We start from the raw sequence: 24,165 nt of genomic DNA on the forward strand, positions 1-24,165 counted from the left end.
TTATTTTATATATAAACGAAAAAAGCCAATCCACAGGATTGGCTTTTTGTCATTAACGAGAGTAGAACTCTACGATTAATGCTTCGTTGATTTCAGCTGGTAACTCAGCACGCTCAGCGTGACGAGTGTAAGTAGCTTCTAATTTGTCAGCATCGAAAGTTAAGTATTCTGGTACGAAGTTGTTAACTTCGATCGCTTCTTTAACAACAACAAGGTTGTTAGATTTTTCGCGAACGCTGATAGTTTGACCAGGTTTTACACGGTAAGATGGGATATCTACGCGAGCGCCATCAACCATGATGTGACCGTGGTTTACTAATTGGCGAGCTGCACGACGAGTGCGAGCTAAGCCCATACGGTAAACTAAGTTGTCAAGACGAGCTTCAAGAAGGATCATGAAGTTTTCGCCGTGCTTACCAGGCATTTTACCTGCTTGGTCAAATGTGCGACGGAATTGACGCTCAGTCATGCCGTACATGTGACGAAGTTTTTGTTTCTCTTGTAATTGTAAACCGTATTCTGAAAGTTTCTTACGTTGGTTAGGACCGTGAGGACCTGGTGCGTAAGGGCGTTTTTCTAATTCTTTTCCTGTGCCGCTTAGAGAGATTCCAAGACGACGAGACAGTTTCCAAGCTGGACCTGTATAACGAGCCATAGTTGACTCCTCCTTTAAAATGTTTTTATTTACGTAAAATAAAAACAGACGTAATCGATATTTACGGGCATTTTGTTTTCATGTACCTTCGCTCCAGCAGCAGGGAGTTACGAGATACACCTCCGTAGAGGAACAAAATACAAACGATAAACTCACATTACAAGGCTGCCTTTTTATTTTACACAAACGCTATTATATCTTTTACCCAGAGTTTCGTCAAGCGAGTACGTTTTTGTTTTATGCATATAAATTTTGGAAATGAACAAGAAGGAATTTAAAACGATATAAAAGAAGAGATAGAAACACAAATAAAACGCTTACATAAAATGAAATAAAACGTTCATCAAATTTTTAATGATGAATATGCGGCAATAAAAACATAAAAGGGGATGTTTTTATGAAAAAGAAGCATATGGAGACAGCGTTAATTCATCACGGTTATACATCAGAGGAACATAAAGGAAGTTTAACACCGCCTTTATTTCAAACGTCTACATTTACATTTGAGACTGCGCAGCAAGGAGAGGCGAGTTTTGCGGGAGTGGATTCATCTTATATTTACTCAAGACTTGGAAATCCGACTGTGAAATTATTCGAAGAACGTATGGCGGTGTTAGAAGGAGGAGAAGAAGCGCTTGCTTTCGGATCCGGTATGGCAGCTATTTCCGCAACGTTAATTGGTTTTCTAAAAGCTGGAGATCATATTATTTGTTCAAATGGATTATACGGCTGCACGTACGGTTTTTTAGAAGTGTTAGAAGAAAAATTTATGATTACGCATTCGTTTTGTGATATGGAGACAGAGGCTGATATTGAAAATAAAATTCGCCCGAATACAAAGCTTATTTTCGTTGAAACACCGATTAATCCGACAATGAAATTAATTGATTTAAAACAAGTGATTCGGGTTGCGAAGCGAAATGGGTTACTTGTTATTGTTGATAATACGTTTTGTTCACCTTATTTACAAAGACCGCTTGAACTTGGCTGTGACGCGGTTGTTCATAGTGCGACAAAATATATTGGTGGTCACGGTGATGTTGTGGCGGGTGTAACAATTTGTAAAACGAAAGCGTTAGCTGAAAAAATCCGCCCGATGCGAAAAGATATCGGCGGTATTATGGCACCGTTTGACGCATGGTTATTGTTACGCGGATTAAAGACACTAGCAGTAAGAATGGATCGTCATTGTGATAATGCAGAAAAAATTGTATCGTTCCTAAAAAATCATGATGCGGTAGAAGGTGTTTGGTATCCAGAAGGAGAGTTAGCATCTCGCCAAATGAAACGTGGGGGCGGCGTTATATCTTTTTCAATTAAAGGCGGGAAAGAAGAGACGCAGGCGTTTATTAATGACCTTCACTTTATTACAATTGCGGTAAGTTTAGGAGATACAGAAACGTTAATTCAGCACCCGGCAACGATGACGCACGCCGCGATTCCAGCTGCGTTAAGACAAGAAATGGGCATTTATGATAATTTAATACGTTTATCTGTCGGTTTAGAATCGTGGGAGGATATCGTTTCTGATTTAGAGCAAGCGTTAAAGAAAATATCTACTGTTAGTAATCAATAAAAAAAGAGCTAGCTATCGGTTTTGTACGTGATGTACTTAATCGATAACTAGCTCTTTTTTGTTACATATGTTTTAGGAGTGTTTCCACAAACTTTTCTAAATAGCGCTGATCTACTTCGTCGAAACGATTTTTCTCAGGACTATCAATATCAAGTACACCGATGACATTCCCATCCTTAATAATCGGTACAACGATTTCTGAATTCGAAGCACTGTCGCAAGCGATGTGTCCTGGGAATTGATGAACGTCTGCTACAAGCTGCGTTGTTTTCGTTTCAGCTGCAACGCCGCAAACGCCACGTCCAAATGGAATGCGCACGCAAGCAGGCATTCCTTGGAATGGTCCAAGAACAAGCTGATTTCCTTCTGTTACATAAAAGCCAACCCAATTAACGCAATCTAGAAATTGGTTTAATAATGCGGACGCATTTGATAAGTTTGCGACTACGTTTGATTCGCCAGTTAATAATGCATCCAGTTGTTTTATTACTGTCTCATATTGCTCTTCAAGAGATCCTGCATAACTTTCTTTAGTAAACATGGAAACAGCTCCTTTTTTATCGAGATGTGTAAAACATTAGCAAAATACGATGTATTTCACATGACTTTGTCGATAGAAAATTAAAGGAATTTGTCTTAAAAGTCAAGAAATTTACACTATAGCTGTTCAGTGAGAGGAAGTGAGCGCATGAAACAGACGAAACAAAAAGTAATTGATGCGGCAATATCGTTGTTTAACACGAAAGGTTATGATGGAACGTCGGTGCGAGACATTGCAAAGCGAGCGGATGTGAATGTAGCGAATATTTCATATTATTTTGCTGGAAAGCAAGGCCTATTAGAGCAGCTTATTACTAATTTTTTAGAAGGGTATATTCATGTGATTGAAACGTCCTTTGAACAGAGAGAATATTTGTCGGCTAAAGATGTGATGGTGCAAATGGTGCGCGGGATTTTACGATATCAATTTGATAATAGGGAGCTGACACGTTTCTTTTACCGAGAGCTGTCGCTTGATACGACATTAATTCGCGAAGTGATGACCGTTTATTTTTCTAAAGAAAGATATTATATAGAGCAAGTAATTAGGCAAGGACAAATGAAACAAGAGTTTAAGAAGGTATCTTTTACAATGTTTATGACGCAATTAAAAGGCATGATAAATATGCCGTTTTTATATCCGCAATATATATCAGAAGTACTACATTCTTTTCCATCTGAGACCTTTTTCTTAGAAATGTACACGAAAGAAATTGAACAATGGATGGAACAAACATTATGTATAATGAATATGTATTATGAATGGCCAAGAGCTGTTCATATGTGAGAAATCCCCACCTAACGAACTGAGGTGGGGATTTTTGTGCTTTCTTTTCTTTGCCATAAATTGTTGCATAATAGCGCGATAATTGTTAATGAGGCGCCCACAATTTCAATTTTGTCGACTGTATAACCTCGAAAGATGGAACCGATAAGTGCAAGTACAGGAACTAAATTCATAAATAATATGCCATTAATAGATGAAATATAGCGATTTCCTGCGTTCCAGCAAAATACTGCGATAACGCCTGCAATAATAGACATATATAAGAGTTCAAAACGAACGTTCATAATTGTCGATAGTGAAGGTACAGTAACGACGTTTGTATAAGTTAAAAAAGTGACGATAGTGATGAGTGAAATTGAGCCAAATAAACAAGTTAACGTCGTATACCTAAGTGGCGACCAAGATTGAAAACTAGCACCACCGTTTGTATAAATGACCCAGCAAGTAACGCCGCACAGCATAAGTATATTTGTTGAAAGGTGACTGGCAGCTCCAAATAATAAGTGAATATTTCCTTTTGAAATGACAAGCATAACACCGATAAGTGCAACGAACATACAAAGAAAAGTGTAGTTTTGTGGACGTTTGTTTTTTGTTAGCCACTGCAATAATAAAGCGATGAGTGGCATAAGAGACTGAATCATCGCGGCATGGATGGCTCCAGACGGTCCGGCAAGTTGTTGTCCGTAGAAAACGAGAAAACCATATCCGGCGAAACCGACTGTTCCGTAAAAGAGTAACGAAAGTGTTTTCTTTTCTAAGCGGAGTGACTTTGTCCCTTCGGTAAGTAATAGCAGAATAAGAAAAATAATAGCTGCTGATCCATAGCGAATCGTTGTGAAGAAGAACGGATCGATAAACTGTAAGGCGTTTGCCATGACAGGAAACATAAATCCCCAAGCCGTTACGGCAAGTAAGCATAGGAGGGATCCGAGTAGCATTTGTTTTTTGTTCAAGAGTATCTTTCCCCTTTACATTTCGTTATAGTAAGTTGATGAAATAAGTATAAAGAGTAATTGTTTATAGAAGGAAATATCGATTTTTTATGACAGTTATAACTTTTTGTTAGAGGTGTGTACGATGGATTTAGAGGCAGTACGATCGTTTATTGAAGTGAAGAATACGCGAAGTTTATCAAAGGCGAGTAAGATTTTACATATTTCTCAGCCGGCGCTTAGTAAACAAATTCAAAGGTTAGAAGCGGATTTAGAGGTTACTTTATTAAAACGTTCCGCGCAAGGAGTCGAATTAACAAGTGCTGGAGAGTTATTCATAACAAGAATGTTACCGATTTTGGGACACATACATGAAGTGAAAGCCGAAATGAAGAAGTTTCAAGAGAAGCGGAACATTTCTATAGGGATATTGCCAAGTTTAGCAGCACATTATATATCAAAATGTAAAGATATATTAGATGACGGGTTCGAAGTAGAATGGAAAATTGAGCATACGAAAGTACTGATAGGACTTTTTAAAGAACGGAAGATTGAAGCGATGTTCATCGATTCAGTAGTAGAAGGTGCTACGTGTATAAAAGAAATAAGAGAAGAAAAAATTGTGTGTGTCGTTTCAAATGATCATCTTTATAAAGAGAAAACAGTAATCCGAATGGAAGATTTGCAAAATGAAAAGTTAATCGTATACCCAGAAATCTGCGATGTAAGGAAAATGATTACGAATATGTTTCAAGGGATAGGTGCGAAACCGATTATTGCATTTGAAACTTCTTATGCAGAACCGATGCTTGCGATGGTCAGTGCTGGACTTGGCATTACGTTACTTCCAGAAATAGCAGTAGAGCAAGCGGTAAGGCAAGGAAATGTGCATGCGATTTCTATTGCACCGCCACTTTTGCGCAAAATTTATTTCGCATCTCATATGGAAGAAGGCCTTGTATTGCATTCATTTGATGATGAGAGGTAATCCAAACAGAATATTGAGAAAGATTACAACTACATTGAAAGAAACATGAAATTTTAAAAAAAACTAGGTCAAAAACAAACCATTACATGGTATGATTAGTACATTGTTAGTTGTTAAATATAGGGGAATTCCCTTTTTATACATAATGCCTTCCATTTCATAAACGGAACGGACAAAAAAAGAGATATAACTAGGAGGCTTTTTTGCATGGATTCTATCCTGACGATCGTTATCATTGTAGTAAGCTCTATTCTAGTGCTGCTCATGATAGAGCTTGTGATAAGAAATCGTTCATATAAAGATATTGAAGCACTTGAGCAGTGGAAACAAGAGATAAAAGATAAACCTGTGGCAGATGAACTAAAACGGGTGAAAGATTTAAATATGACGGGTCAAACAGAAGAACTGTTTGGTAAATGGCGTGAAGAATGGGATGAAATTGTATCAACAACCATTCCGAAAGCTGAAAAAGATTTAGCGCAAGCGCGAAAATTCGCCTCGCAATTCTCCTTCCGAAAAGCAAAGCATGCGATGAATGAATCCATAAGTGGTTTAGATGACGCTGATAATCGTATTACAGACATTTTAAATGAATTACAGCAATTGTTAGAAAGCCATGAAAAAAATAGCTCGGAAATCGAAGGGTTACGTGATACATATCGTAGTATGAAGAAGAGTGTTCTTGCTCATAGACATATGTATGGAGCAGCAGAGCAGAAAATCGAAGAGATGCTAGACGCTGAATCTGAGAAATTTAAAACCTTTGAAGAAGCAACAAATAATGGTGACTATTTAAAAGCGAGAGAAATTGTTATTAGTTTGGAAGAAGGTTTAGCAGATTTAGAAATCATTATTCACCAAATTCCAGATTTATTGGTAGAGTGTCAAGCGACGTTACCGGTTCAGCTGGAAGATTTATTACACGGACATAATGATATGGTAAGACAAGGTTATGTATTAGAGTATTTGGAAATCCCTAAAGAAGTTCGCGATATGAAGAAACAACTACAAATATGTTTAATGGATATACAGGAGCTTCACATAACAGAAGCGGCTGAAAAAGTAGAAAACTTAAAAACAAGTTTAGATAGCTTCTATGATCAACTAGAACAAGAAGTACATGCGAGACATTATGTGGAGCAAAAAACACTTTCTGTTTATGAAGACTTAGAAGAAATTCGCATTGAAACGATTGAAACAAAAGCAGAAACACAGCTCGTGAAACAAAGCTATCAGTTACAAGATAAGGACATTGAGTCTCAAAAAGTAATTGAAAAGCAAATGCACATTTTAATGAAACGTTTTGAAATGTTGCAATTACGGGTTGCGGAACAAGATATTGCCTTCTCTATTATTCGTGAGGAACTAGAAGAGATTTATGAGCAATGTGAAACATTAAAAGTACTTCATGCAGAATATAAAGAAATGCTGCAAACGATGCGCAAAGAAGAATTTGAAGCACGTGAGAAGTTACAAGAAATGCGAAATACTATTTTCGAAACGAAACGCTTTATGCAAAAGTCGAATTTGCCAGGTCTTCCAGAGAGCATTATGGAAGATTTAAAAAGAGGACAAATGGCAATGCAAGCTGTATATGAGCAATTAGAAGTGAAGCCGTTAAATATGAATGCTGTAAATAGCAGTTTAGAAGAAGCTTACACAACTGTTAATGGTGTTGCTGAAATGACAGAAGAGTTAATTGGACAAGCGTATTTAGTTGAAAAATTAATTCAATACGGTAATCGTTACCGCAGTCATGATGAAAACCTTGCAGAGAGCTTAAATTATGCGGAGAAATTATTCCGTGAATATCAATACGATGCAGCTTTAGAACAAGCAGCTTCTGTACTAGAGCAACTTGAGCCTGGCGTTGTTCAAAAAATAGCTGAATATGTAGACAATGAACAAACCCTTTCATAAGGGTTTGTTTTTTTGTGTAATTTTGCAGGCGATGTTGCTATAATGAATAGCGGAATACAGTAAGGTGATTCGTTTTAAAATATAACGGAACCTTTGCGTAGTCTTAGCGTAATGACACGTATTTGTGATATGATTATATGATGTGACAGCGCTGAAAGGGGAAGAACGATGATCTATTTTGATAATAGTGCGACGACAAAGCCATATCCAGAAGCTCTTCAATCGTACGTAACGGTTGCGGGGAAATATTTTGGGAATCCTTCTTCTATTCATTCGCTTGGAGGAGAGGCAGAGCGTCTATTAACACAATCAAGAACAATTGCAGCGCAGCTTCTTCACGTTAAACCTTCTGAAATTATTTTCACATCAGGTGGAACGGAAGGGAATAACCTTGCGATTAAAGGAATAGCGATGAGGAATCGTTCGCGCGGTAAACATATCATTACAACAAATATTGAACACGCGTCTGTGTTTGAAGCATATAAACAATTAGAAGATCTCGGTTTTGATGTAACATATTTACCGGTTAATGAGCATGGTGTTGTATCGGTAGAGGATGTAAAACGAGCGCTTCGTGAAGATACGATTCTTGTGTCAATTATTCACGTGAACAACGAGACTGGAGCAATTCAGCCCGTTGGTGAAATTGGAACGTTATTATCGAATTATCCGAAAATAAGATTCCATGTGGATCATGTACAAGGGATAGGAAAAGTACCGCTTAATTTATACGCTTCTCATATTGATCTTTGCTCAATATCTGGACATAAATTCCACAGTGTAAAAGGAACAGGTCTTCTTTACGTACGTGATGGCGTAAGGTTAGATCCAATTTTATCAGGTGGTCAACAAGAGCTGAAGTATCGCTCTGGTACAGAGAACTTACCTGGCATTGTAGCGATGGTGAAAGCACTTCGCATGACGATGGAACAAGTGAAAGAAAAGGTAGCTCATTTGCAAAGTTTACAAGCAGAGCTTGTTCGTTTCTTTAAAGAGATGGAAGATGTAACGATTAATACGTCGCTTGCATACGCAGCACCGCACATTTTAAATGTATCATTTGTAGGTTTAAAACCAGAAGTGGTCGTTCATGCTTTAGAAGAGCACGGTGTATATGTATCAACGAAATCTGCTTGTTCTTCAAAAGCAAATGAAGTGAGCAGAGTGTTAGTGTCAATGGGAGTACCACATGCCGCTGCTGCAAGTGCTATTCGCATTAGTTTGGCGCCAGAAAACACGATGGAAGAAGTAAAGCAATTTGAAGGTATTGTGAAAGAGACGATGCCAAAATTATATGAAGTGATGAGGTAAAGGAATATGATGACATATGAATATATTTTAGTTCGTTATGGAGAGATGACGACTAAAGGTAAGAACCGTTCTAAATTTGTAAGCACATTAAAAGATAACGTGAAGTTCAAACTGAAAAAATTCCCAAATATTAAAATCGATGCAACGCATGACCGTATGTACATCCAATTAAATGGCGAAGATCATGAAGCGGTATCTGAAAGATTAAAAGATGTATTTGGTATTCATAAGTTTAACTTAGCGATGAAAGTACCATCAGAATTAGAAGACATTAAAAAAGGTGCATTAGCAGCTTTCTTACAAGTAAAAGGCGATGTGAAAACATTTAAAATTACTGTACACCGTTCTTATAAGCATTTCCCAATGAGAACGATGGAATTATTACCTGAGATTGGTGGACACATTCTAGAAAATACAGAAGATATTACTGTAGATGTTCATAATCCAGATGTAAATGTACGTGTAGAAATTCGCAGTGGTTATAGCTATATTATGTGCGATGAGCGTATGGGAGCTGGCGGTTTACCAGTTGGTGTTGGCGGAAAAGTAATGGTACTTCTTTCTGGTGGTATCGATAGCCCAGTAGCAGCGTACTTAACGATGAAACGCGGCGTATCTGTGGAAGCAGTTCACTTCCATAGCCCACCTTTCACAAGTGAGCGCGCAAAACAAAAAGTAATCGATTTAGCACAAGAGTTAACGAAATACTGTAAACGTGTAACACTTCACCTTGTTCCATTTACAGAAGTGCAAAAAACGATTAATAAAGAAATCCCATCTAGCTATTCAATGACAGTTATGCGCCGTATGATGATGCGTATTACAGAGCGTATCGCAGAGGAGCGTAACGCACTTGCGATCACGACTGGTGAAAGTCTTGGACAAGTAGCAAGCCAAACGTTAGATAGTATGCATACGATTAACGAAGTGACAAACTATCCGGTTATTCGTCCGCTTATTACGATGGACAAATTAGAAATTATTAAAATCGCTGAAGAAATTGGCACATATGATATTTCAATTCGTCCATACGAAGACTGCTGTACAGTATTCACACCAGCAAGCCCAGCGACGAAGCCGAAGCGTGAAAAAGCGAATCGTTTTGAGGCGAAATACGATTTCACACCATTAATCGAAGAAGCTGTAGCGAACAAAGAAACAATGGTATTACAAACAGTTGAAGTAGTGGCGGAAGAAGAAAAGTTTGAAGAACTTTTCTAAAACCATAAATTACCATATATAAACCGTGTATGAAGTCATGTTATTTATCACACTCTATACTCACAAGGAGGTGATATAACATGTCACGTAGCACAAATAAATTAGCGGTTCCTGGTGCTGAATCAGCATTAGACCAAATGAAATACGAAATCGCTCAAGAGTTTGGTGTTCAACTTGGAGCTGATGCAACAGCTCGCGCTAACGGTTCTGTTGGTGGTGAAATCACTAAACGTCTAGTTTCACTAGCTGAGCAACAATTAGGCGGTTTCCAAAAATAATCTCATATAAGATGGCTTAGAAAGAGTGGGCTCTCCCGCTCTTTCTTTTTTATGTTGTGGCGCCATTTGTCGGCAAATTGATATATTTAATTTTTTTGTTAATATATTCTAAGTTGTGTTCGATATATTCGACAGAACTGAAAAATTTGTCAAAAGATGAGGGTTCAAAATTAACAGAAAATTCTTTATTATATAAGGGAGGCATAAAGAAAAAGGAGGATGTTTATGAAGAGAGAGGAATTGTTGGCACCGCCGTCTTATAATTTAGTTTCTGAAATAGAGAAATATACAGGTGATAAAGAGAAACTTGCTTTAATTTGGCAAGATGATAAAGGGAATCGACGAGAAGTTACATACGCTGAGTTAATGAAAGGTGCAAATAAAATTGGAAACGCTTTTATAAAGAGTGGTCTACAAAAAGGGGACAAGCTCCTCATTATGATGCCGCGTTTAATTGAAGCGTACATGACGTATATCGCTGCGATTAAAGCAGGATTTGTCGTAATTCCGAGTTCGGAAATGTTGCGCAAAAAGGATATTGAATACCGCATTGGGCACGGGGAAGTAAAAGCAATCGTAAGTTATGAGCCGTACATTGGACAGTTTGATGATATAGAAGCGATGGAATCTCTTCAAAAATTCGTTCTGAGCGAGCAGTCAGTAGATGGATGGATTAATTTAAAAACAGCGTTAGAAACAGAGAGTGACATGTTAGAAATGGCGAAGACAGATAAAGAAGATATGGTCTTTTTATCTTACACGTCAGGAACGACAGGCAATCCAAAAGGTGTTGTTCATACACATGCGTGGGCATACGCTCATTTACGTACGAGCGCTCCAAATTGGCTCGGAATTGAAGAGAACGATGTGGTGTGGGCAACGGCTAGTCCAGGCTGGCAGAAGTGGATTTGGAGCCCGTTTTTAGCAACTCTAGGCTCGGGAGCAACAGGATTTGTATACCACGGTAAGTTTGAACCGAAAACGTACCTGAACTTATTAGACGATAATAAGGTGAATGTGCTCTGTTGTACACCGACTGAGTATAGATTAATGGCAAAGGTAGAAGATTTAAGACAGTACAATTTAGAGGCGTTACATAGCGCTGTATCCGCAGGTGAGCCGTTAAATAGAGAAGTCATTGAAACGTTCCAAAAGCACTTTCATATTACAGTAAGAGACGGCTATGGGCAAACGGAAAATACATTGCTTGTTGGTGTAATGAAAGGAATGGATATTAGACCAGGATCAATGGGGAAACCGACGCCAGGTAACCACGTTGATATTGTAGATGAAGAAGGCGTTCCGGTACAGGTAGGAGAGGTTGGTGATATTGCAGTTCACATTGAAACGCCGGCCCTCTTTAAACAATATTACAAAGACGATGAGCGTACAGCGATGCAATTCCGCGGTGATTATTATATTACAGGTGATAAAGCGAAAAAAGATGAAGACGGCTATTTCTGGTTTGAAGGGCGTGGTGATGATATTATTATTAGCTCTGGTTATACAATCGGGCCGTTTGAAGTAGAAGATGCGCTCGTAAAGCACCCTTACGTAAGAGAATGTGCGGTTGTCGCAAGTCCTGATGAAATTCGCGGAAGTGTCGTGAAGGCATTTATCGTATTAAGAGAGAATATAGAAAAGAACGAAGAAACATTAATTCCAATACTCCAACAACACGTCAAAGAACTTACTGCACCATATAAATACCCTCGCAAAATTGAATTTGTAGATGAACTACCAAAAACGATTTCTGGAAAAATCCGCCGTATTGAACTTAGAAAACAAGAGATGGAGATTCCGTCAAAATAAATTTGAAAACAGTGAAGGAAATAGTTGAATGAAATGGCAAACAATGATAATATAAAAACGAACACAAGTTCGATTTTATAAATTAAAAAAAGAGGTGTCCGTATGATTTTAGGTATTAATCCGTACTTAGTTTTAGATGGTAGTGGGCAAGAAGCTGTACAGTTTTATAAAGAGGCGTTAGATGCAAAAGTGGAAGTCATGCAAACTTTTGGTGATATGCCTGAAAATCCAGAATACCCGGTTCCAGCTGAAGCGAAAGAGCGCGTTTTACACGCTACTTTAAAGGTTGGTAGTACGGATCTTATGATTTCCGATACATTCCCAGGTCAAGGGCATGCAATTGGATCTCAAGTAACAATCGCAATTCAAATTAGTAACGCAGAAAAAGCGAAAGAAGTATTCGATAAGTTACAAGAAGGTGGAGAAGTTATTATGCCCCTTCAAGAAACGTTCTGGAGCCCAGCATACGGACAAGTAAAAGATAAATTTAATATTGAATGGCAAGTTACAACGTCTACTACTGAACAAAAGTAATGTTTAGAAAAGCACCATGTTTTGAAATGGTGCTTTTTTTTATACAATAAAAAATAAAGGAGATGAAATATATGGGGGAAATTTGGTATGGCGGCAACATTTACACGATGAGGGAAGAAAAGGAAAAAGTGGACGCTGTGTACGTTGAAAACGGTACGATTGTTGATGGTGGAAGTAAAGAAGAGTTAGAAAACCGATATGCTGTGGTTACATTGCACGATTTAAAAGGCAAAACGATGATTCCAGGCCTCGTTGATAGCCATATGCATCTTATTGGTCACGGGGAGAGATTACTTCGTTTAGATTTATCAAATTGCACATCTTATAGCGAAGTGCTGACTCTCGTTCGGAAGCGAGTAGAAGAAGCGCCGAAAGGTTCTTGGATTATCGGAGAGGGCTGGAATGAAAATAACTTTAAAGATATGAAAGATGTTCACGCAAAAGATTTAGATGCAATTTCAAGAGAATATCCCATTTTATTAAAGCGCGTTTGTCGCCATGTTACATGGGTGAATTCATACATACTGCAAGAAGCGAACATAACAGAAAAGGCAGAAGATCCAAAAGGCGGGAAAGTTGGACGGGACTCGTTCAATAAATTAACAGGACTTTTATATGAACAAGGCCAAGAGTTAATCAAACATGTCCAGCCTGAAATTGATGAAGCCTACTTACAAAGAGCTTTGCAAACAGCAATTAAAGACTGCTGGCAATATGGACTCGTTGGCGGGCATACGGAAGATTTAAATTATTACGGTGGATTTAGAAAAACGCATAATGCGTTTTCTCATGTTATAAAAGAAATGCCATTTAAAGCACATTTACTCGTTCACCATGAAGTAGCACATGAACGAAAAGAATATGAAAATGAGCATTATATTGAGTTTGGGGCAATGAAAATTTTTTCTGACGGTTCTTTTGGCGGAAGAACAGCTTTATTAAGTGAACCGTATGAAGATGCGAGAGAAACAAATGGAGTTGCCATTTTCTCACGTGAAGAACTTGCGGAATTAGTGAAGAAAGCACGAGACTTACATATGCCAGTTGCGATTCATACTATCGGTGACTTATCGCTTGAATATGTCATTGATGCGCTTGAATTGTATCCGCCAGCAAAAGGATTACGCGACCGTATTATTCATTGTCAGCTAGCTCGTGAAGAGTTGATTGAAAGAATGAAAAACTTGCAAGCCATTATTGATATACAACCAGTCTTTGTTTCATCAGATTTTCCATCAGTCATTGAAAAACTAGGCGAGCACCGTCTTCGTTATGCGTATGCTTGGAAGACGTTACTGGAAGCGGGATTACACTGTAACGGGGGATCTGATGCTCCGATCGAGCAAGTAAATCCGTTTCTAGGCATATATAGTGCTGTCACACGTAGAAGTTTTATTGACGGTGTATGCTATATGCCAGAGGAAAGATTAACGGTATATGAGGCTGTCTCGTTATTTACGACAGGAAGTGCTTATGCAATCGGAAAAGAAGCGAAGCGCGGGCAAATTACAAAAGGATATGAGGCAGACTTTACAATATTAGACCGCGATATTTTTGAAATAGAGGCAGAGGAAATAAAAGAAGTACAAGTAGAGATGACCGTAATAGATGGCAAAGTCGTCTATAGAAAAGGTGCGTAAAAATATATGAGCGATTATCGGAATATATCGACCGTAACTCCAAATATATCAGCGATTATTAGAATATATCGACTTACCGACAAAAACTAACAAGAATATCGGCCGGATAGCAAGAGATTGTTGCTCGCGTCAATCGGGGTAAATAAATAACCGCAGAATTATGTACTACCATAATTCTGCGGTTATTTTAATACTATAAAAACGTTCTCTGTACTTTTTCCCAGAAAGAGTTGTTTTTTAATTTAACTGTTTTAATTTGTTTATCGCTTAAGCGTACAACAGCTTTTTCCACTTGTTTAATGCTAAGCGCTTCGTTATCCATGCCGATAACAGGATAATCGTTACCGTCTGGTCTTAGTTTTAAAGTTAATGTACGTTCGTGATTTAAAATGAACGGTGAACCAAGTGTACGATATGTGTTGTTATTTAAAGATGCCAATTCACTTACTTGGAAGCAAGGGATAAGCGGGTCAACAACTGCACCACGTAACGATTTATTGTAAGCTGTACTTCCTGTTGGGGTAGAAACAACTAAACCGTCACCTCTAAAAGTTTCGAAATATAAATCATCAACGTGAACATCTACAACGAACGTTTTAATAATGCTAGAACGTAATGAGAACTCATTTAAACAATGGAAAGATGTGCTACCATCTACATCTACCTCAATTGTTGGATATTTTCGCACTTCAATTTCATTTTTTGTAATTTCTTGAAGGGCTGTATCAACGTGATCAATATGGAAATCGCAGTAGAATGAAATTTCGTCTTTCGTAGAAATCCCTGCGTATAAGCAATCTTCCCTAAAACCAGTTTTACGAACGGCTTGTAAGAAAGTTGCATCATCTCCAACACTGACGATAGCGTTTGCATTTTTTGGATGATCTAATATGGTGAATCCATTCTCTTCTAAAATACGATAGATTGGTTTCATTTTTTCAACGAGCTTTGCTTTGTCATCACCATAAAAGAAAAATAAATTGCGACGATCTGCCATTATGTATCCCTCCACTGCAGTTAAATTTTCTATGCTTCGTGCTACATATCATTAGAGTCCGTTCTCTGACGATATGTTCAAATAATATATTTCGATATAAATTGTCAAAATACCTTTTTATTTTTAGAAAAATTTTTATATTCAATCTTATGGAACGCTGTTTAATGATGAATAAAGTTGTCGATAATGGGTACGGAGTGAAAGGATGATACGTATGAAGTGGTTCGTAATTGGAATAATAATTCTTCTCCTTTTTATTTTGTTTATACTATTGTCGAAAATAAAGCTTAAAGTGACATTTTTATATTCAGAAATGGAAAAGCAATGTTTGCTTCAAGTGAGAATATGGATGATTCGATATACATTTGATGTGTTGGAAAGAATTGAGAAACAGCAGAAGAAAACAGGACAAAAAATTGAAAAGGCTGAAGAGGACGGCGGACTAGACAATAAAATTATGGCACAACTTGATAGTATGGGGGAACTGATAAAAAAGCTTCAAGAAGTTCATACTATCGTTAAAGATTTTCTCAAACGAGTGAAAATCAATGGTTGGAAATGGCATACACAAATTGGAGCAGGCGACGCAGCTAGTACTGGAATTGTCACAGGATATGCATGGGGGACAAAAGGAATGGCTGCTGGAGTTGTAGGACAATATATGCATATTGTCGACGTACCAGAATTTGAAATTACTCCTGTTTTTCAAGGGAAAGGATTTGCATCAAGATGTGAGTTAACAGCATCTTTTCGTATATTCCGTACTATAAAAACAGCGGTAAAATTACTCGTGTTTATGAGAAGGCAAAGATCTGGTACGACAGAAAAATCTGTTCAAGCATAGGGGGGATATAGAATGGACCATCCAATTCAAGGTTTAATGACAACTGCAATGCAGCATTTAAAACAAATGACTGATGTAAATACAATTGTCGGCGATCCAATTAAAGCGGCAGATGGAAGTGTAATTCTTACCGTATCGAAAGTTAGCTTCGGATTTGCTGCTGGTGGAAGTGAATTTGGTAAAGTAGAACATTCAGGCCGTCATCCATTTGGCGGGGGAAGCGGTGGAGGAGTTTCTATTAATCCTGTTGCTTTTCTTGTTATAAATGGAGAAGGCGTAAAAGTGTTGCACTTAGATAAGCAAACACACGTCATCGATAAAATAATTGAATTAGCGCCACAAGCTGTTGATAAAGTGAAAGAAATGATGGATAAACGAAAAGAAGACGATCCTGAATTTCAAATTTAACGAATAAAGAAGCTGATCAATAGATTAGCTTCTTTAATTTTTTTGTAAATAAAGCGATTTTATTTGCATTATCGATAGGGACAAACTATCATTTACATTGTACATATTTTGTTTAAATAAGGGAGGATTTTCAAGTGGCAAACGTAACTTTTAAAGGTAACCCAATGACTTTAGTTGGAACAGAAGTTAAAGTTGGCGATCAAGCGCCAAACTTCCAAGTGTTAGCAAATGACTTATCTCCAGTAAGTTTAGAAACATACAAAGGTGAAGTGAAATTAATTAGTGTTGTACCTTCAATCGACACAGGTGTATGTGATGCACAAACACGTCGTTTTAACCAAGATGCAGCAGGTATTGAAAACGCGAAAGTATTAACGATTAGCGCTGACTTACCATTCGCTCAAAAACGCTGGTGTGCAGCAAACGGTTTAGAAAATGTTGTTACACTTTCTGACCACCGTGACCTTTCATTCGGTGAAGCTTACGGCTTAGTAATGAAAGAGCTTCGTTTACTTGCTCGTGCAGTATTCGTAGTAGATAGCAATGACAAAGTAGTTTACGTAGAATACGTAAGCGAAGGTACAAGCCATCCAAACTATGAAGCAGCATTAGAAGCAGCAAAAGCTGCAAAATAATGTGAACGAAGATGACCTCTTTGTAAGAGGTCGTCTTCTCTCATATATTGCTATATGGAATCGATATACGAGAGAAGACGTTACATCATACATCACCAAAAAGGGAGCTCTTAAAAAGAGGTCGCTTTTTCTTTTGGGAAAAAATCAGATTATGGTATGATATAAGTTATGTGTAAAAGAGAGAAGGAGGAATGTACGTGAGTCAGACAGTAGAAACTTTATTTTCTATTTTTGATTCTTCTGCGGTAGTTTTACGTAAAGAATTAGATGTAACATATTTAGAGGCGCTTGTAGAAACAGGGGATAACTTGTTTGAAGGAGCGATTTTACAAGAGGAATTATCAGAATCAGCAATTGAAAGGCTGAATCGTGAATATAGTACGTTTAATGAAGAAACATATAAAGGTGAAGAAATTCGTAAAGCATTTCAGTTAGCCATCTTAAAAGGAATGAAGGAAGGCGTACAAGCGAATCACGAAATGACGCCTGATGCAGTTGGTATGTTCATGAGCTACTTATTCCATAAATTTATGAAGGGTCAAAATGAAATTACTGTGTTAGACCCTGCAATTGGAACAGGTAACTTGATGACGACAGTTTTCAATAGTGCTCAAGAAAACGTTACGATGAGTGGATTTGGTGTAGAAGTGGACGAAGTGCTAATTAAACTTGCTTTAGTAAATGCGAATTTACAAAAGCATGCAATCGAATTCTTCCATCAAGATGGACTAGCACCGCTTTATATCGATCCAGTTGATGCAGTTATTTCAGACTTACCGGTTGGTTACTATCCAAATGAAATCGGTGCAAGTGAATATAAGTTAAAAGCAGATGAAGGAATGTCATATGCCCACCACCTATTTATTGAACAAAGTGTGAAGCATACGAAAGAAGGCGGATACTTATTCTTCCTAGTACCGAACTTCATTTTTGAAAGTGATCAAGCACCGAAATTGCATGCATTTATTAAAGAAACATGCTTTATTCAGGGGTTATTACAGCTACCTGTTTCCATGTTTAAAAACGAGAAAAATGCAAAAAGTATATTTGTTCTCCAAAAGAAAGGTCCTAGTGTAACGATGCCAAAACAGGCGTTATTAGTGGAGTTACCTAAATTCTCCAACATGAAGGCGATGGAGGACATTATGGACCAATTAAATACTTGGTTTGCAACGCATAAATAAGGCTAGGTATATGTAACAGGGCTAGTAATTCATGTAGTACAGTTTTATATGATATGTCATATTTTTAAATATATACAAGATTTAACTGAATTTTTTTGAAATCTGTAATATATTTTTTTTCTTGGTGTTACAATTTTTTCACTTGAAATATATGTCGTACGATGTTTAAATTAAAATCGTGAGTATAAAATTTACTAATGATGAAACGTTTTCATATTTAGTAAATTTGATCAGATAAAATCGAGCGGTTTGTGGAAACATCCACACAACTACCAAGAGAAAAAGGGGCGAAAGACTAGATGTCAAAAATCATCGCGATTAACGCAGGAAGCTCTTCCTTAAAATTCCAATTATTTGAAATGCCAAGTGAAACAGTATTAACAAAAGGTTTAGTAGAACGTATCGGTTTAGAAGATAGTATCTTCACTATTACTGTAGATGGCGAAAAACAAAAAGAAATTACAAACATTCCAGATCACGCAGTAGCAGTTAATATGCTTCTTAAAAAATTAACTGAAAACGGAATCGTTAAATCTCTAGATGAGATTGGCGGTATCGGTCACCGTGTTGTTCACGGCGGCGAAAAATTTGCTGACTCTGTTCTAATTACTGATGAAGTATTAGCTGATATCGAAGAATTAAGCGATTTAGCACCACTTCACAACCCAGCAAACGTTGTTGGTATTAAAGCATTCCAAGAAGTATTACCAAACGTACCAGCAGTAGCAGTATTCGATACAGCATTCCACCAAACAATGCCGGAATCTGCATTCCTATACAGCTTACCATATGAGTACTATGAAAAATTCGGTATCCGTAAATACGGTTTCCACGGAACTTCTCATAAATATGTAACTGAGCGTGCGGCTGAACTATTAGGTCGTCCACTTGAAAGCTTAAGCTTACTTTCTTGTCACTTAGGTAACGGTGCAAGTATCGCAGCAGTAGAAGGCGGTAAATCTATCGATACTTCTATGGGCTTCACTCCACTTGCTGGTGTAACAATGGGTACACGTTCTGGTAACATTGACCCTGCGTTAATTCCATACATCATGGAAAAAACAGGCCAAACAGTAGAAGAAGTAGTTAACGTATTAAACAAGAAGAGTGGTATGTTAGGTCTTACTGGTTACTCTAGTGACCTACGTGACATCATTGCGAAAGAAGAAGAAGGCGATCACCGTGCGAAAGTAGCACTTGATGTATTCGTAAGCCGTATCCACAAATACATCGGTTCTTACACTGCTCGTATGAAAGGTGTAGACGCAATCATCTTCACAGCTGGTGTAGGTGAAAACAGTGCGATTATTCGTGAACGCGTATTAGAAGGCCTTGAGTACATGGGCGTATACTTCGATGCAAAACGCAATAACGTATTCGGTGAGGAAGCATTCATCAACTTCCCACATTCTCCAGTAAAAATTATTGTAATTCCAACTGACGAAGAAGTTATGATCGCTCGTGACGTACTACGTCTTGGAAACATCGGTTAATATATGAAAAGAAAGACGAGATCCTATAGGATTTCGTCTTTTTTCTTTTGGATATAGTTTAAAATTCCATCTGGATATAGTACTTTTTCCTTCTGAATAAAAGCTGTAATGGGAATCCACTTCGCATACGATACTGTTTGTTCATCTTGTATATTCAGTACTTCCATTCCATATAGTGACGTGTCTAATAAGCGTAAAGAATATAACTGAATGATTTCATGAGCAATTTCTCCATCAAGATGAAAGATGTTTTCTAAGCAACCTAAATAAGCAGTGATTTCCACTTCTGTATGAAGCTCTTCTTGAAATTCACGAATAACGGTATGTGCTGATTTTTCACCAATTTCAATTGAACCGCCAAGAGGCCGGTAATATGTTTCATCGTCTGTATGATATTCTTGTACGAGAAGCCGCTCGTGATGTAAAGCAAGACCGAAAGCTTTTGCACGTGGATACATATACAATCACTCCTTATTTATCCCGCTTTAACGGGCAGTAAGACCCCCACCTCAAAATTCAGCGGAAGCAAAGAAGTTAGGTGGGGGTCGGGCTGTCCGTAAAAGTCCGATTGGTGAGGGCTGATAATCAGTGGGGGATGAACAAAAACCTCACTGATTAAAGTGTCACTTTATTTTGTATAAGGATGATTATAATGTATTGCGTAATAAAAGTGTCGTGTATTTAAGAATGTGGTCAAATTACGATGCCATTAAATAAGTCATTCCAAAATGCTTCATTGTACTGAAATACATCCATAATAGGACATTTTATAACGCAAATATTTTGTAATCCCCAATCTTCTTCCGTAACAGTTGGTACATCTTCAGGAATGAGTAATAGGACGGAGAATGTATGTGTAACGATTTGAGATAAAATGTGTTCCAAGGAACGTGCTTCTTCGTATGTTCCTCCAGTTCGAATAAATAATATGGATTGTGCTGTGTCAATTGTTGTTAGAAAACGATTAATTCGGTGCTCATAATTTAACTTAATTTCTGTATAAGAAGGCCAAGAAGTTGGTGTGTTTACATCTGTTTTAAAGTCGTGGCAGGAGTCGATTTCATATAGATTGTCCCGTAGTCTTAATTTCGCATCATCATCCCAAAATGAGATGAAGGATAGGTTTTCTAACTGTAAAAAACGGTCGAATCGATTTTGTAATAATATATTCACCTTTTCTAATGATGGGCTTAGCATAAAATCAATAACGCCAAAAAATGGCGATAATTTGAATTGATATAACGCCCAAGCAGGCCAGCAGTTTTGTCCTAAACTGAATACTGCATGATATTCTTTTTTTATATCGGATAGATTCATGTGATTTATCTCATCCTTTTTGTTAATATTTTATGCTACTCAAAAATGGTATGTGAATAAAGATAGACAAGCATATTTGCAAAGAATAAGCAGAAATATGTTACAATAGAAAAAAATCGAACGAGGTGGTTGTTACGATGCGATCGAAGCGAGAACAAGCCATTTTAGACAATATAAAAGAATGGGAATCGCAATTAGTTGAGCAAGAAGCGACTGATTTTCAAAAACTGTTTGATAAATGGGTACATAATACAATTGCGAAACTACCTGAGAAAAAACGAAAAGATTTCTTTACGAAAGCAGATGGATGGCTCTTTCATTTGCATGCATTGATTCAAAGTTCACAATCACAGTTAGAGGCGCGTAATCGTATTTTAGGAACATCGAGATTATTTGATGAATCGATTGAGCAACTAGAGGATTTAAAAGCATTATCTATTGATCAATTAACATACATAGCAGAGCAGCAAACAGCACGCCATCGCCTATATTCATTCGTACAAGGCGGAGCAACGGGTGCTGGAGGTTTATTATTATTAACAGCTGATTTTCCGGTTATGATTGCGTTAAATGTGAAGGCTGTCCAACTTATTGCAACGTCATTTGGGCATGATGTGAACAAGCCTTATGAAATGATGCTTGCGTTAAAGGTATTTCATGCGTCATTACTACCAGGAAGACTTCAGCAATACGCATGGTACAATTTACTGCAAGAGCTAGAACAAGAAGATTCCTTCTTCTACGAAGGAGATGAAGCGGTGTTACAACCAGCTTCGACTGAAATTATTTTAAAACAAATTTTGAAAACATTTTCGATTTATGCTCTTCGTCGTAAATTATTCCAAGGTATTCCGGTAATTGGAATGGCAATCGGGTCTACAGTGAATTATCGTTTAACAAGAAACGTTACTGAATTTGCAAATAGATTTTATCAAGTGCGCCACATAGTCGAGAAGGAAAAAAGAGCATAAAAAAAGCGAGAGGCCGAAGCCTTTCGCTTTTTTAATTTGTTGCATGCTTTTTGGACATTGGAATAGATACTGGCTGCTTTTCTTCTGCTTTTTCTGTTTTTGGATAATAAATTAAATCCAATGTTTTTGCCTGTACGGCAATCGAAAGAATAGTAAAAGCAATTTCTGTCCAATTTAAATAATATAATGAAAGCGCAAGAACAATCGCGTCAAAGACGAAGAAAATTTGCCCAATTGTAAAACGTGTTTTTTTACTTAATACAATTGTTAAAATATCGTCTCCACCGGTTGCACCGCCAAATCGCAATATAAAACCGAGTCCAATACCAGCTAACGCACCGCCAACTACTGCAGCTATAAATAAATTGTTTGATAAATCGACCGTAAATGGAGAATAATTTTCCATAAGAGAATAAAATACTCCGAATGAAATTGAACCTAAGAATGAATAGCCAACCATTTTTCTACCTAACAATGAAGCGCATAGTAGAATAATTGGGATATCCATCATTACAGTTGAAATAGATGGTGAAATATCATAAAAATTTTGGATGAATAGTGCGATACCTACAAAGCCACCTTCTGTTAAGTGGTTTTGGAAGTGAATGTGATATAGCGCTGCTGCTAAAATAAATGAACCGATTAAAACCATAAAAACTTCTTTAATAATTTGTCGACTTTGGATGTTCCTCATCGTTATTCCTTCTTTCCGTAGTTAGTAGTCCTTTTTGTGTTGTAAACTAACTACGAGCTCACATGTAGCTTTCAGTTAGTTTACGAAAAAACTAACTACGCTATATGTCGCTGAAGAAATAACGAATAATCCTCTCGTCCATCAATTCTCCCTACTTTCGTTTTAGTTTAAGTCTTAAAACGACTAAACAAAACGTGGAGTAGGATTCTTCATTTAGCAATCCTGCTCTTCTTTGTTTTGTTTAGCTAGTAACAATTAAGTCCTAAACAAAACGCTATGTGTAAGAAGAGTCTTTTTTTTGCCAAATTATCCTTCGGGCAATCATAATTTCCCCACTCTCGTATTTTTTTCGCTAGACTAAAGTATCTGAGCTGGAAAATACGCTACGTGTATGATTCGTCAATACGATGCCACATGCTCCTTCGAGCGATCATGATATCAAAATCCCTTCCTTCAAGATTTATATTATTATATCATACTTTCAAAAAATGTATGCGGATGGAAACCGACAATAAACGGAGGAAATCTACAAAAATTGTTATGTTTAAATATTTTTGTAGAAAAGCCTAAGTTATTTTGGAGAATTGGACAGTTTTTAACGGTTTGTCCAATAAGTAAGAAAAAATGGGCTTTATTCAGTTGTATCCTTTTTATCTTTAAAAAACGCATCCCAGCTAATCACACTTAAAAAAGTTAAAGCGATAATAACGAAAGCGCGCATAAGTTTTTAAGGCCTCCTTTTGTACATAGTATATGAATGATTCAATTCAGAATGTGTCATTTTTTTACAAGTCTTAACTATTATGAGAGTATATTAATATAGATAGATGAAAGGGGAAGTGAAGATATGCTAAAAGACATGTTCAAAAGAAAAGAATTAACATGTGTTATATGTCAGAAAAAGATTCAATATGAAGAAGAGCTTGTTGCTTTTGTAAAGTTGCCGAAAGAAAGAAGTATATTAGTTGGTCCATTTGATGTGTGTTTGGCAAAAACAGCACAAGAAATATATTGTAAATCGTGTTACGACAAAAAAGCATGACCCAAAGTAATTGAGGGGCATGCTTTTTTTATTGGTGTGCTTTCCCCTCAGATACATTTTGAGTGAGTCGATACCAAAGCCAAAGGTCATTAATGATGGAAGCGAGATCGGCAATTTCTGAATTCAGTTTGCAAGAAATTTCGAAGTCTTCTTCGTTATTTAAATGATGCTGTTTTGCATTAATATAATGTTCCAGTTCTTTTATACGATCAGGAATCTTTCCGCGAACTTGTTCCCATTTTAATAAAATTGCATGCTGCATTTTTTCGGGGATATCTTCCCAGTCTTCTTGTAAATGCGGAATTTCAATTCCGAGATGTTCATCGTATAAGAAATACTTTTCCATAAGTTCACCCCCGTTTTCCTGCTTATATTGTACAAAA

Annotated in this window: 25 protein-coding genes; 17 read left to right on the top strand and 8 right to left on the bottom strand. The window is 37.2% G+C overall.

Features of this window, described 5'->3' with window-relative positions:
- Positions 1-52: 52 nt before the first annotated feature.
- Positions 53-655: a 30S ribosomal protein S4 gene (gene rpsD, locus MR147_RS16255; RefSeq protein ID WP_000135311.1), complete on the bottom strand. Its 603-nt coding sequence runs from the start codon at positions 653-655 to the stop codon at positions 53-55.
- Positions 656-1,052: 397 nt separating this feature from the next.
- Here rpsD and megL point away from each other — a divergent pair, with 397 nt between their 5' ends.
- Positions 1,053-2,231 (top strand): methionine gamma-lyase, encoded by a 1,179-nt coding sequence (megL, locus tag MR147_RS16260; RefSeq protein ID WP_242304554.1) that lies wholly within the window; start codon positions 1,053-1,055, stop codon positions 2,229-2,231.
- A 61-nt stretch (positions 2,232-2,292) separates the two neighbouring features.
- On the opposite strand, the gene MR147_RS16265 is transcribed toward megL, so the two are convergent.
- Positions 2,293-2,772, bottom strand: coding sequence for a GAF domain-containing protein (locus tag MR147_RS16265; RefSeq protein ID WP_242304555.1), 480 nt, complete (start codon positions 2,770-2,772; stop codon positions 2,293-2,295).
- 147 nt (positions 2,773-2,919) lie between these two features.
- Here MR147_RS16265 and refZ point away from each other — a divergent pair, with 147 nt between their 5' ends.
- On the top strand, positions 2,920-3,558 hold the full coding sequence (refZ, locus tag MR147_RS16270; RefSeq protein ID WP_242304557.1) for a forespore capture DNA-binding protein RefZ: 639 nt from the start codon (positions 2,920-2,922) through the stop codon (positions 3,556-3,558).
- A gap of 11 nt (positions 3,559-3,569) precedes the next feature.
- Here the strand turns inward: refZ and MR147_RS16275 are convergent, their stop codons facing one another.
- Entirely contained in the window at positions 3,570-4,514 is a 945-nt protein-coding gene (locus tag MR147_RS16275; RefSeq protein WP_242304559.1) for a DMT family transporter, read from the bottom strand.
- A gap of 124 nt (positions 4,515-4,638) precedes the next feature.
- Here MR147_RS16275 and MR147_RS16280 point away from each other — a divergent pair, with 124 nt between their 5' ends.
- From MR147_RS16280 to MR147_RS16315, 8 genes are all read left to right on the top strand, one after another.
- Complete coding sequence (locus MR147_RS16280) at positions 4,639-5,481, top strand: LysR family transcriptional regulator (protein WP_242304560.1); 843 nt, start codon at positions 4,639-4,641, stop codon at positions 5,479-5,481.
- A gap of 207 nt (positions 5,482-5,688) precedes the next feature.
- On the top strand, positions 5,689-7,401 hold the full coding sequence (ezrA, locus tag MR147_RS16285) for a septation ring formation regulator EzrA (RefSeq protein ID WP_000377297.1): 1,713 nt from the start codon (positions 5,689-5,691) through the stop codon (positions 7,399-7,401).
- A gap of 168 nt (positions 7,402-7,569) precedes the next feature.
- Positions 7,570-8,712 carry a cysteine desulfurase family protein gene (locus MR147_RS16290; RefSeq protein WP_000638971.1) on the top strand — a complete coding sequence of 381 codons (1,143 nt, stop codon included), beginning with the start codon at positions 7,570-7,572 and terminating at the stop codon, positions 8,710-8,712.
- Positions 8,713-8,718: 6 nt separating this feature from the next.
- On the top strand, positions 8,719-9,933 hold the full coding sequence (gene thiI / locus MR147_RS16295; protein WP_000989285.1) for a tRNA uracil 4-sulfurtransferase ThiI: 1,215 nt from the start codon (positions 8,719-8,721) through the stop codon (positions 9,931-9,933).
- A gap of 80 nt (positions 9,934-10,013) precedes the next feature.
- Positions 10,014-10,211 carry an alpha/beta-type small acid-soluble spore protein gene (locus MR147_RS16300; protein ID WP_000091639.1) on the top strand — a complete coding sequence of 66 codons (198 nt, stop codon included), beginning with the start codon at positions 10,014-10,016 and terminating at the stop codon, positions 10,209-10,211.
- Between the two features lie 225 nt (positions 10,212-10,436).
- Positions 10,437-12,023, top strand: a complete 1,587-nt coding sequence (mbcS, locus tag MR147_RS16305) for an acyl-CoA synthetase MbcS (protein ID WP_046198176.1) — start codon at positions 10,437-10,439, stop codon at positions 12,021-12,023.
- Between the two features lie 102 nt (positions 12,024-12,125).
- Positions 12,126-12,557: a VOC family protein gene (locus MR147_RS16310; RefSeq protein WP_046198175.1), complete on the top strand. Its 432-nt coding sequence runs from the start codon at positions 12,126-12,128 to the stop codon at positions 12,555-12,557.
- 71 nt (positions 12,558-12,628) lie between these two features.
- A complete protein-coding gene (locus MR147_RS16315; protein WP_242304561.1) occupies positions 12,629-14,197 on the top strand; it encodes an amidohydrolase in 1,569 nt (522 codons plus the stop codon).
- Positions 14,198-14,390: 193 nt separating this feature from the next.
- Here MR147_RS16315 and MR147_RS16320 read toward each other — a convergent pair whose 3' ends face one another.
- Positions 14,391-15,194, bottom strand: coding sequence for an NAD kinase (locus tag MR147_RS16320; RefSeq protein WP_000785168.1), 804 nt, complete (start codon positions 15,192-15,194; stop codon positions 14,391-14,393).
- A 205-nt stretch (positions 15,195-15,399) separates the two neighbouring features.
- On the opposite strand from MR147_RS16320, the gene MR147_RS16325 reads away from it, so the two are divergent.
- The 5 genes from MR147_RS16325 (at position 15,400) to ackA (ending at position 19,758) form a co-directional block, all read left to right on the top strand.
- Entirely contained in the window at positions 15,400-16,038 is a 639-nt protein-coding gene (locus MR147_RS16325; protein WP_074606498.1) for a DUF2953 domain-containing protein, read from the top strand.
- 12 nt (positions 16,039-16,050) lie between these two features.
- Entirely contained in the window at positions 16,051-16,446 is a 396-nt protein-coding gene (gene ytfJ / locus MR147_RS16330; RefSeq protein ID WP_000350005.1) for a GerW family sporulation protein, read from the top strand.
- A gap of 134 nt (positions 16,447-16,580) precedes the next feature.
- Positions 16,581-17,081: a thiol peroxidase gene (tpx, locus tag MR147_RS16335; protein ID WP_000024528.1), complete on the top strand. Its 501-nt coding sequence runs from the start codon at positions 16,581-16,583 to the stop codon at positions 17,079-17,081.
- Positions 17,082-17,278: 197 nt separating this feature from the next.
- Positions 17,279-18,265 (top strand): class I SAM-dependent methyltransferase, encoded by a 987-nt coding sequence (locus MR147_RS16340; protein ID WP_242304562.1) that lies wholly within the window; start codon positions 17,279-17,281, stop codon positions 18,263-18,265.
- A 299-nt stretch (positions 18,266-18,564) separates the two neighbouring features.
- Positions 18,565-19,758: an acetate kinase gene (gene ackA, locus MR147_RS16345; RefSeq protein WP_000034576.1), complete on the top strand. Its 1,194-nt coding sequence runs from the start codon at positions 18,565-18,567 to the stop codon at positions 19,756-19,758.
- 23 nt (positions 19,759-19,781) lie between these two features.
- On the opposite strand, the gene MR147_RS16350 is transcribed toward ackA, so the two are convergent.
- Both MR147_RS16350 and MR147_RS16355 read right to left on the bottom strand, forming a co-directional pair.
- Positions 19,782-20,216 (bottom strand): NUDIX hydrolase, encoded by a 435-nt coding sequence (locus MR147_RS16350; RefSeq protein WP_242304563.1) that lies wholly within the window; start codon positions 20,214-20,216, stop codon positions 19,782-19,784.
- Positions 20,217-20,451: 235 nt separating this feature from the next.
- The gene (locus tag MR147_RS16355; RefSeq protein WP_242304564.1) at positions 20,452-21,075 is read right to left on the bottom strand and encodes a DUF1796 family putative cysteine peptidase; all 624 of its coding nucleotides are present in this window, start codon (positions 21,073-21,075) and stop codon (positions 20,452-20,454) included.
- Positions 21,076-21,212: 137 nt separating this feature from the next.
- Here MR147_RS16355 and MR147_RS16360 point away from each other — a divergent pair, with 137 nt between their 5' ends.
- Entirely contained in the window at positions 21,213-22,046 is an 834-nt protein-coding gene (locus MR147_RS16360) for an EcsC family protein (RefSeq protein WP_001256869.1), read from the top strand.
- A 31-nt stretch (positions 22,047-22,077) separates the two neighbouring features.
- Here the strand turns inward: MR147_RS16360 and MR147_RS16365 are convergent, their stop codons facing one another.
- Positions 22,078-22,740 carry a YitT family protein gene (locus MR147_RS16365; RefSeq protein ID WP_001244531.1) on the bottom strand — a complete coding sequence of 221 codons (663 nt, stop codon included), beginning with the start codon at positions 22,738-22,740 and terminating at the stop codon, positions 22,078-22,080.
- 847 nt (positions 22,741-23,587) lie between these two features.
- Here MR147_RS16365 and MR147_RS16370 point away from each other — a divergent pair.
- A complete protein-coding gene (locus MR147_RS16370; protein ID WP_074606504.1) occupies positions 23,588-23,782 on the top strand; it encodes a hypothetical protein in 195 nt (64 codons plus the stop codon).
- 28 nt (positions 23,783-23,810) lie between these two features.
- Here MR147_RS16370 and MR147_RS16375 read toward each other — a convergent pair whose 3' ends face one another.
- Positions 23,811-24,128: a hypothetical protein gene (locus tag MR147_RS16375; protein WP_000417212.1), complete on the bottom strand. Its 318-nt coding sequence runs from the start codon at positions 24,126-24,128 to the stop codon at positions 23,811-23,813.
- Positions 24,129-24,165: the final 37 nt, after the last annotated feature.

This window comes from Bacillus cereus group sp. BfR-BA-01350 (assembly GCF_022663775.1).
GTDB lineage: Bacteria > Bacillota > Bacilli > Bacillales > Bacillaceae_G > Bacillus_A > Bacillus_A paranthracis.

Bases quoted from the DNA above. Each gene is read 5' to 3' on its own strand.
- ytfJ (WP_000350005.1), top strand. From the start codon at position 16,051: ATGGACCATCCAATTCAAGGTTTAATGACAACTGCAATGCAGCATTTA.
- MR147_RS16360 (WP_001256869.1), top strand. From the start codon at position 21,213: ATGCGATCGAAGCGAGAACAAGCCATTTTAGACAATATAAAAGAATGG.
- MR147_RS16355 (WP_242304564.1), bottom strand. From the start codon at position 21,075: ATGAATCTATCCGATATAAAAAAAGAATATCATGCAGTATTCAGTTTA.
- MR147_RS16320 (WP_000785168.1), bottom strand. From the start codon at position 15,194: ATGGCAGATCGTCGCAATTTATTTTTCTTTTATGGTGATGACAAAGCA.
- MR147_RS16370 (WP_074606504.1), top strand. From the start codon at position 23,588: ATGCTAAAAGACATGTTCAAAAGAAAAGAATTAACATGTGTTATATGT.
- rpsD (WP_000135311.1), bottom strand. From the start codon at position 655: ATGGCTCGTTATACAGGTCCAGCTTGGAAACTGTCTCGTCGTCTTGGA.
- MR147_RS16350 (WP_242304563.1), bottom strand. From the start codon at position 20,216: ATGTATCCACGTGCAAAAGCTTTCGGTCTTGCTTTACATCACGAGCGG.
- MR147_RS16300 (WP_000091639.1), top strand. From the start codon at position 10,014: ATGTCACGTAGCACAAATAAATTAGCGGTTCCTGGTGCTGAATCAGCA.
- MR147_RS16310 (WP_046198175.1), top strand. From the start codon at position 12,126: ATGATTTTAGGTATTAATCCGTACTTAGTTTTAGATGGTAGTGGGCAA.
- thiI (WP_000989285.1), top strand. From the start codon at position 8,719: ATGATGACATATGAATATATTTTAGTTCGTTATGGAGAGATGACGACT.
- MR147_RS16280 (WP_242304560.1), top strand. From the start codon at position 4,639: ATGGATTTAGAGGCAGTACGATCGTTTATTGAAGTGAAGAATACGCGA.
- MR147_RS16265 (WP_242304555.1), bottom strand. From the start codon at position 2,772: ATGTTTACTAAAGAAAGTTATGCAGGATCTCTTGAAGAGCAATATGAG.
- MR147_RS16325 (WP_074606498.1), top strand. From the start codon at position 15,400: ATGATACGTATGAAGTGGTTCGTAATTGGAATAATAATTCTTCTCCTT.
- MR147_RS16315 (WP_242304561.1), top strand. From the start codon at position 12,629: ATGGGGGAAATTTGGTATGGCGGCAACATTTACACGATGAGGGAAGAA.
- MR147_RS16365 (WP_001244531.1), bottom strand. From the start codon at position 22,740: ATGAGGAACATCCAAAGTCGACAAATTATTAAAGAAGTTTTTATGGTT.
- megL (WP_242304554.1), top strand. From the start codon at position 1,053: ATGAAAAAGAAGCATATGGAGACAGCGTTAATTCATCACGGTTATACA.
- mbcS (WP_046198176.1), top strand. From the start codon at position 10,437: ATGAAGAGAGAGGAATTGTTGGCACCGCCGTCTTATAATTTAGTTTCT.
- ackA (WP_000034576.1), top strand. From the start codon at position 18,565: ATGTCAAAAATCATCGCGATTAACGCAGGAAGCTCTTCCTTAAAATTC.
- ezrA (WP_000377297.1), top strand. From the start codon at position 5,689: ATGGATTCTATCCTGACGATCGTTATCATTGTAGTAAGCTCTATTCTA.
- refZ (WP_242304557.1), top strand. From the start codon at position 2,920: ATGAAACAGACGAAACAAAAAGTAATTGATGCGGCAATATCGTTGTTT.
- MR147_RS16290 (WP_000638971.1), top strand. From the start codon at position 7,570: ATGATCTATTTTGATAATAGTGCGACGACAAAGCCATATCCAGAAGCT.
- MR147_RS16375 (WP_000417212.1), bottom strand. From the start codon at position 24,128: ATGGAAAAGTATTTCTTATACGATGAACATCTCGGAATTGAAATTCCG.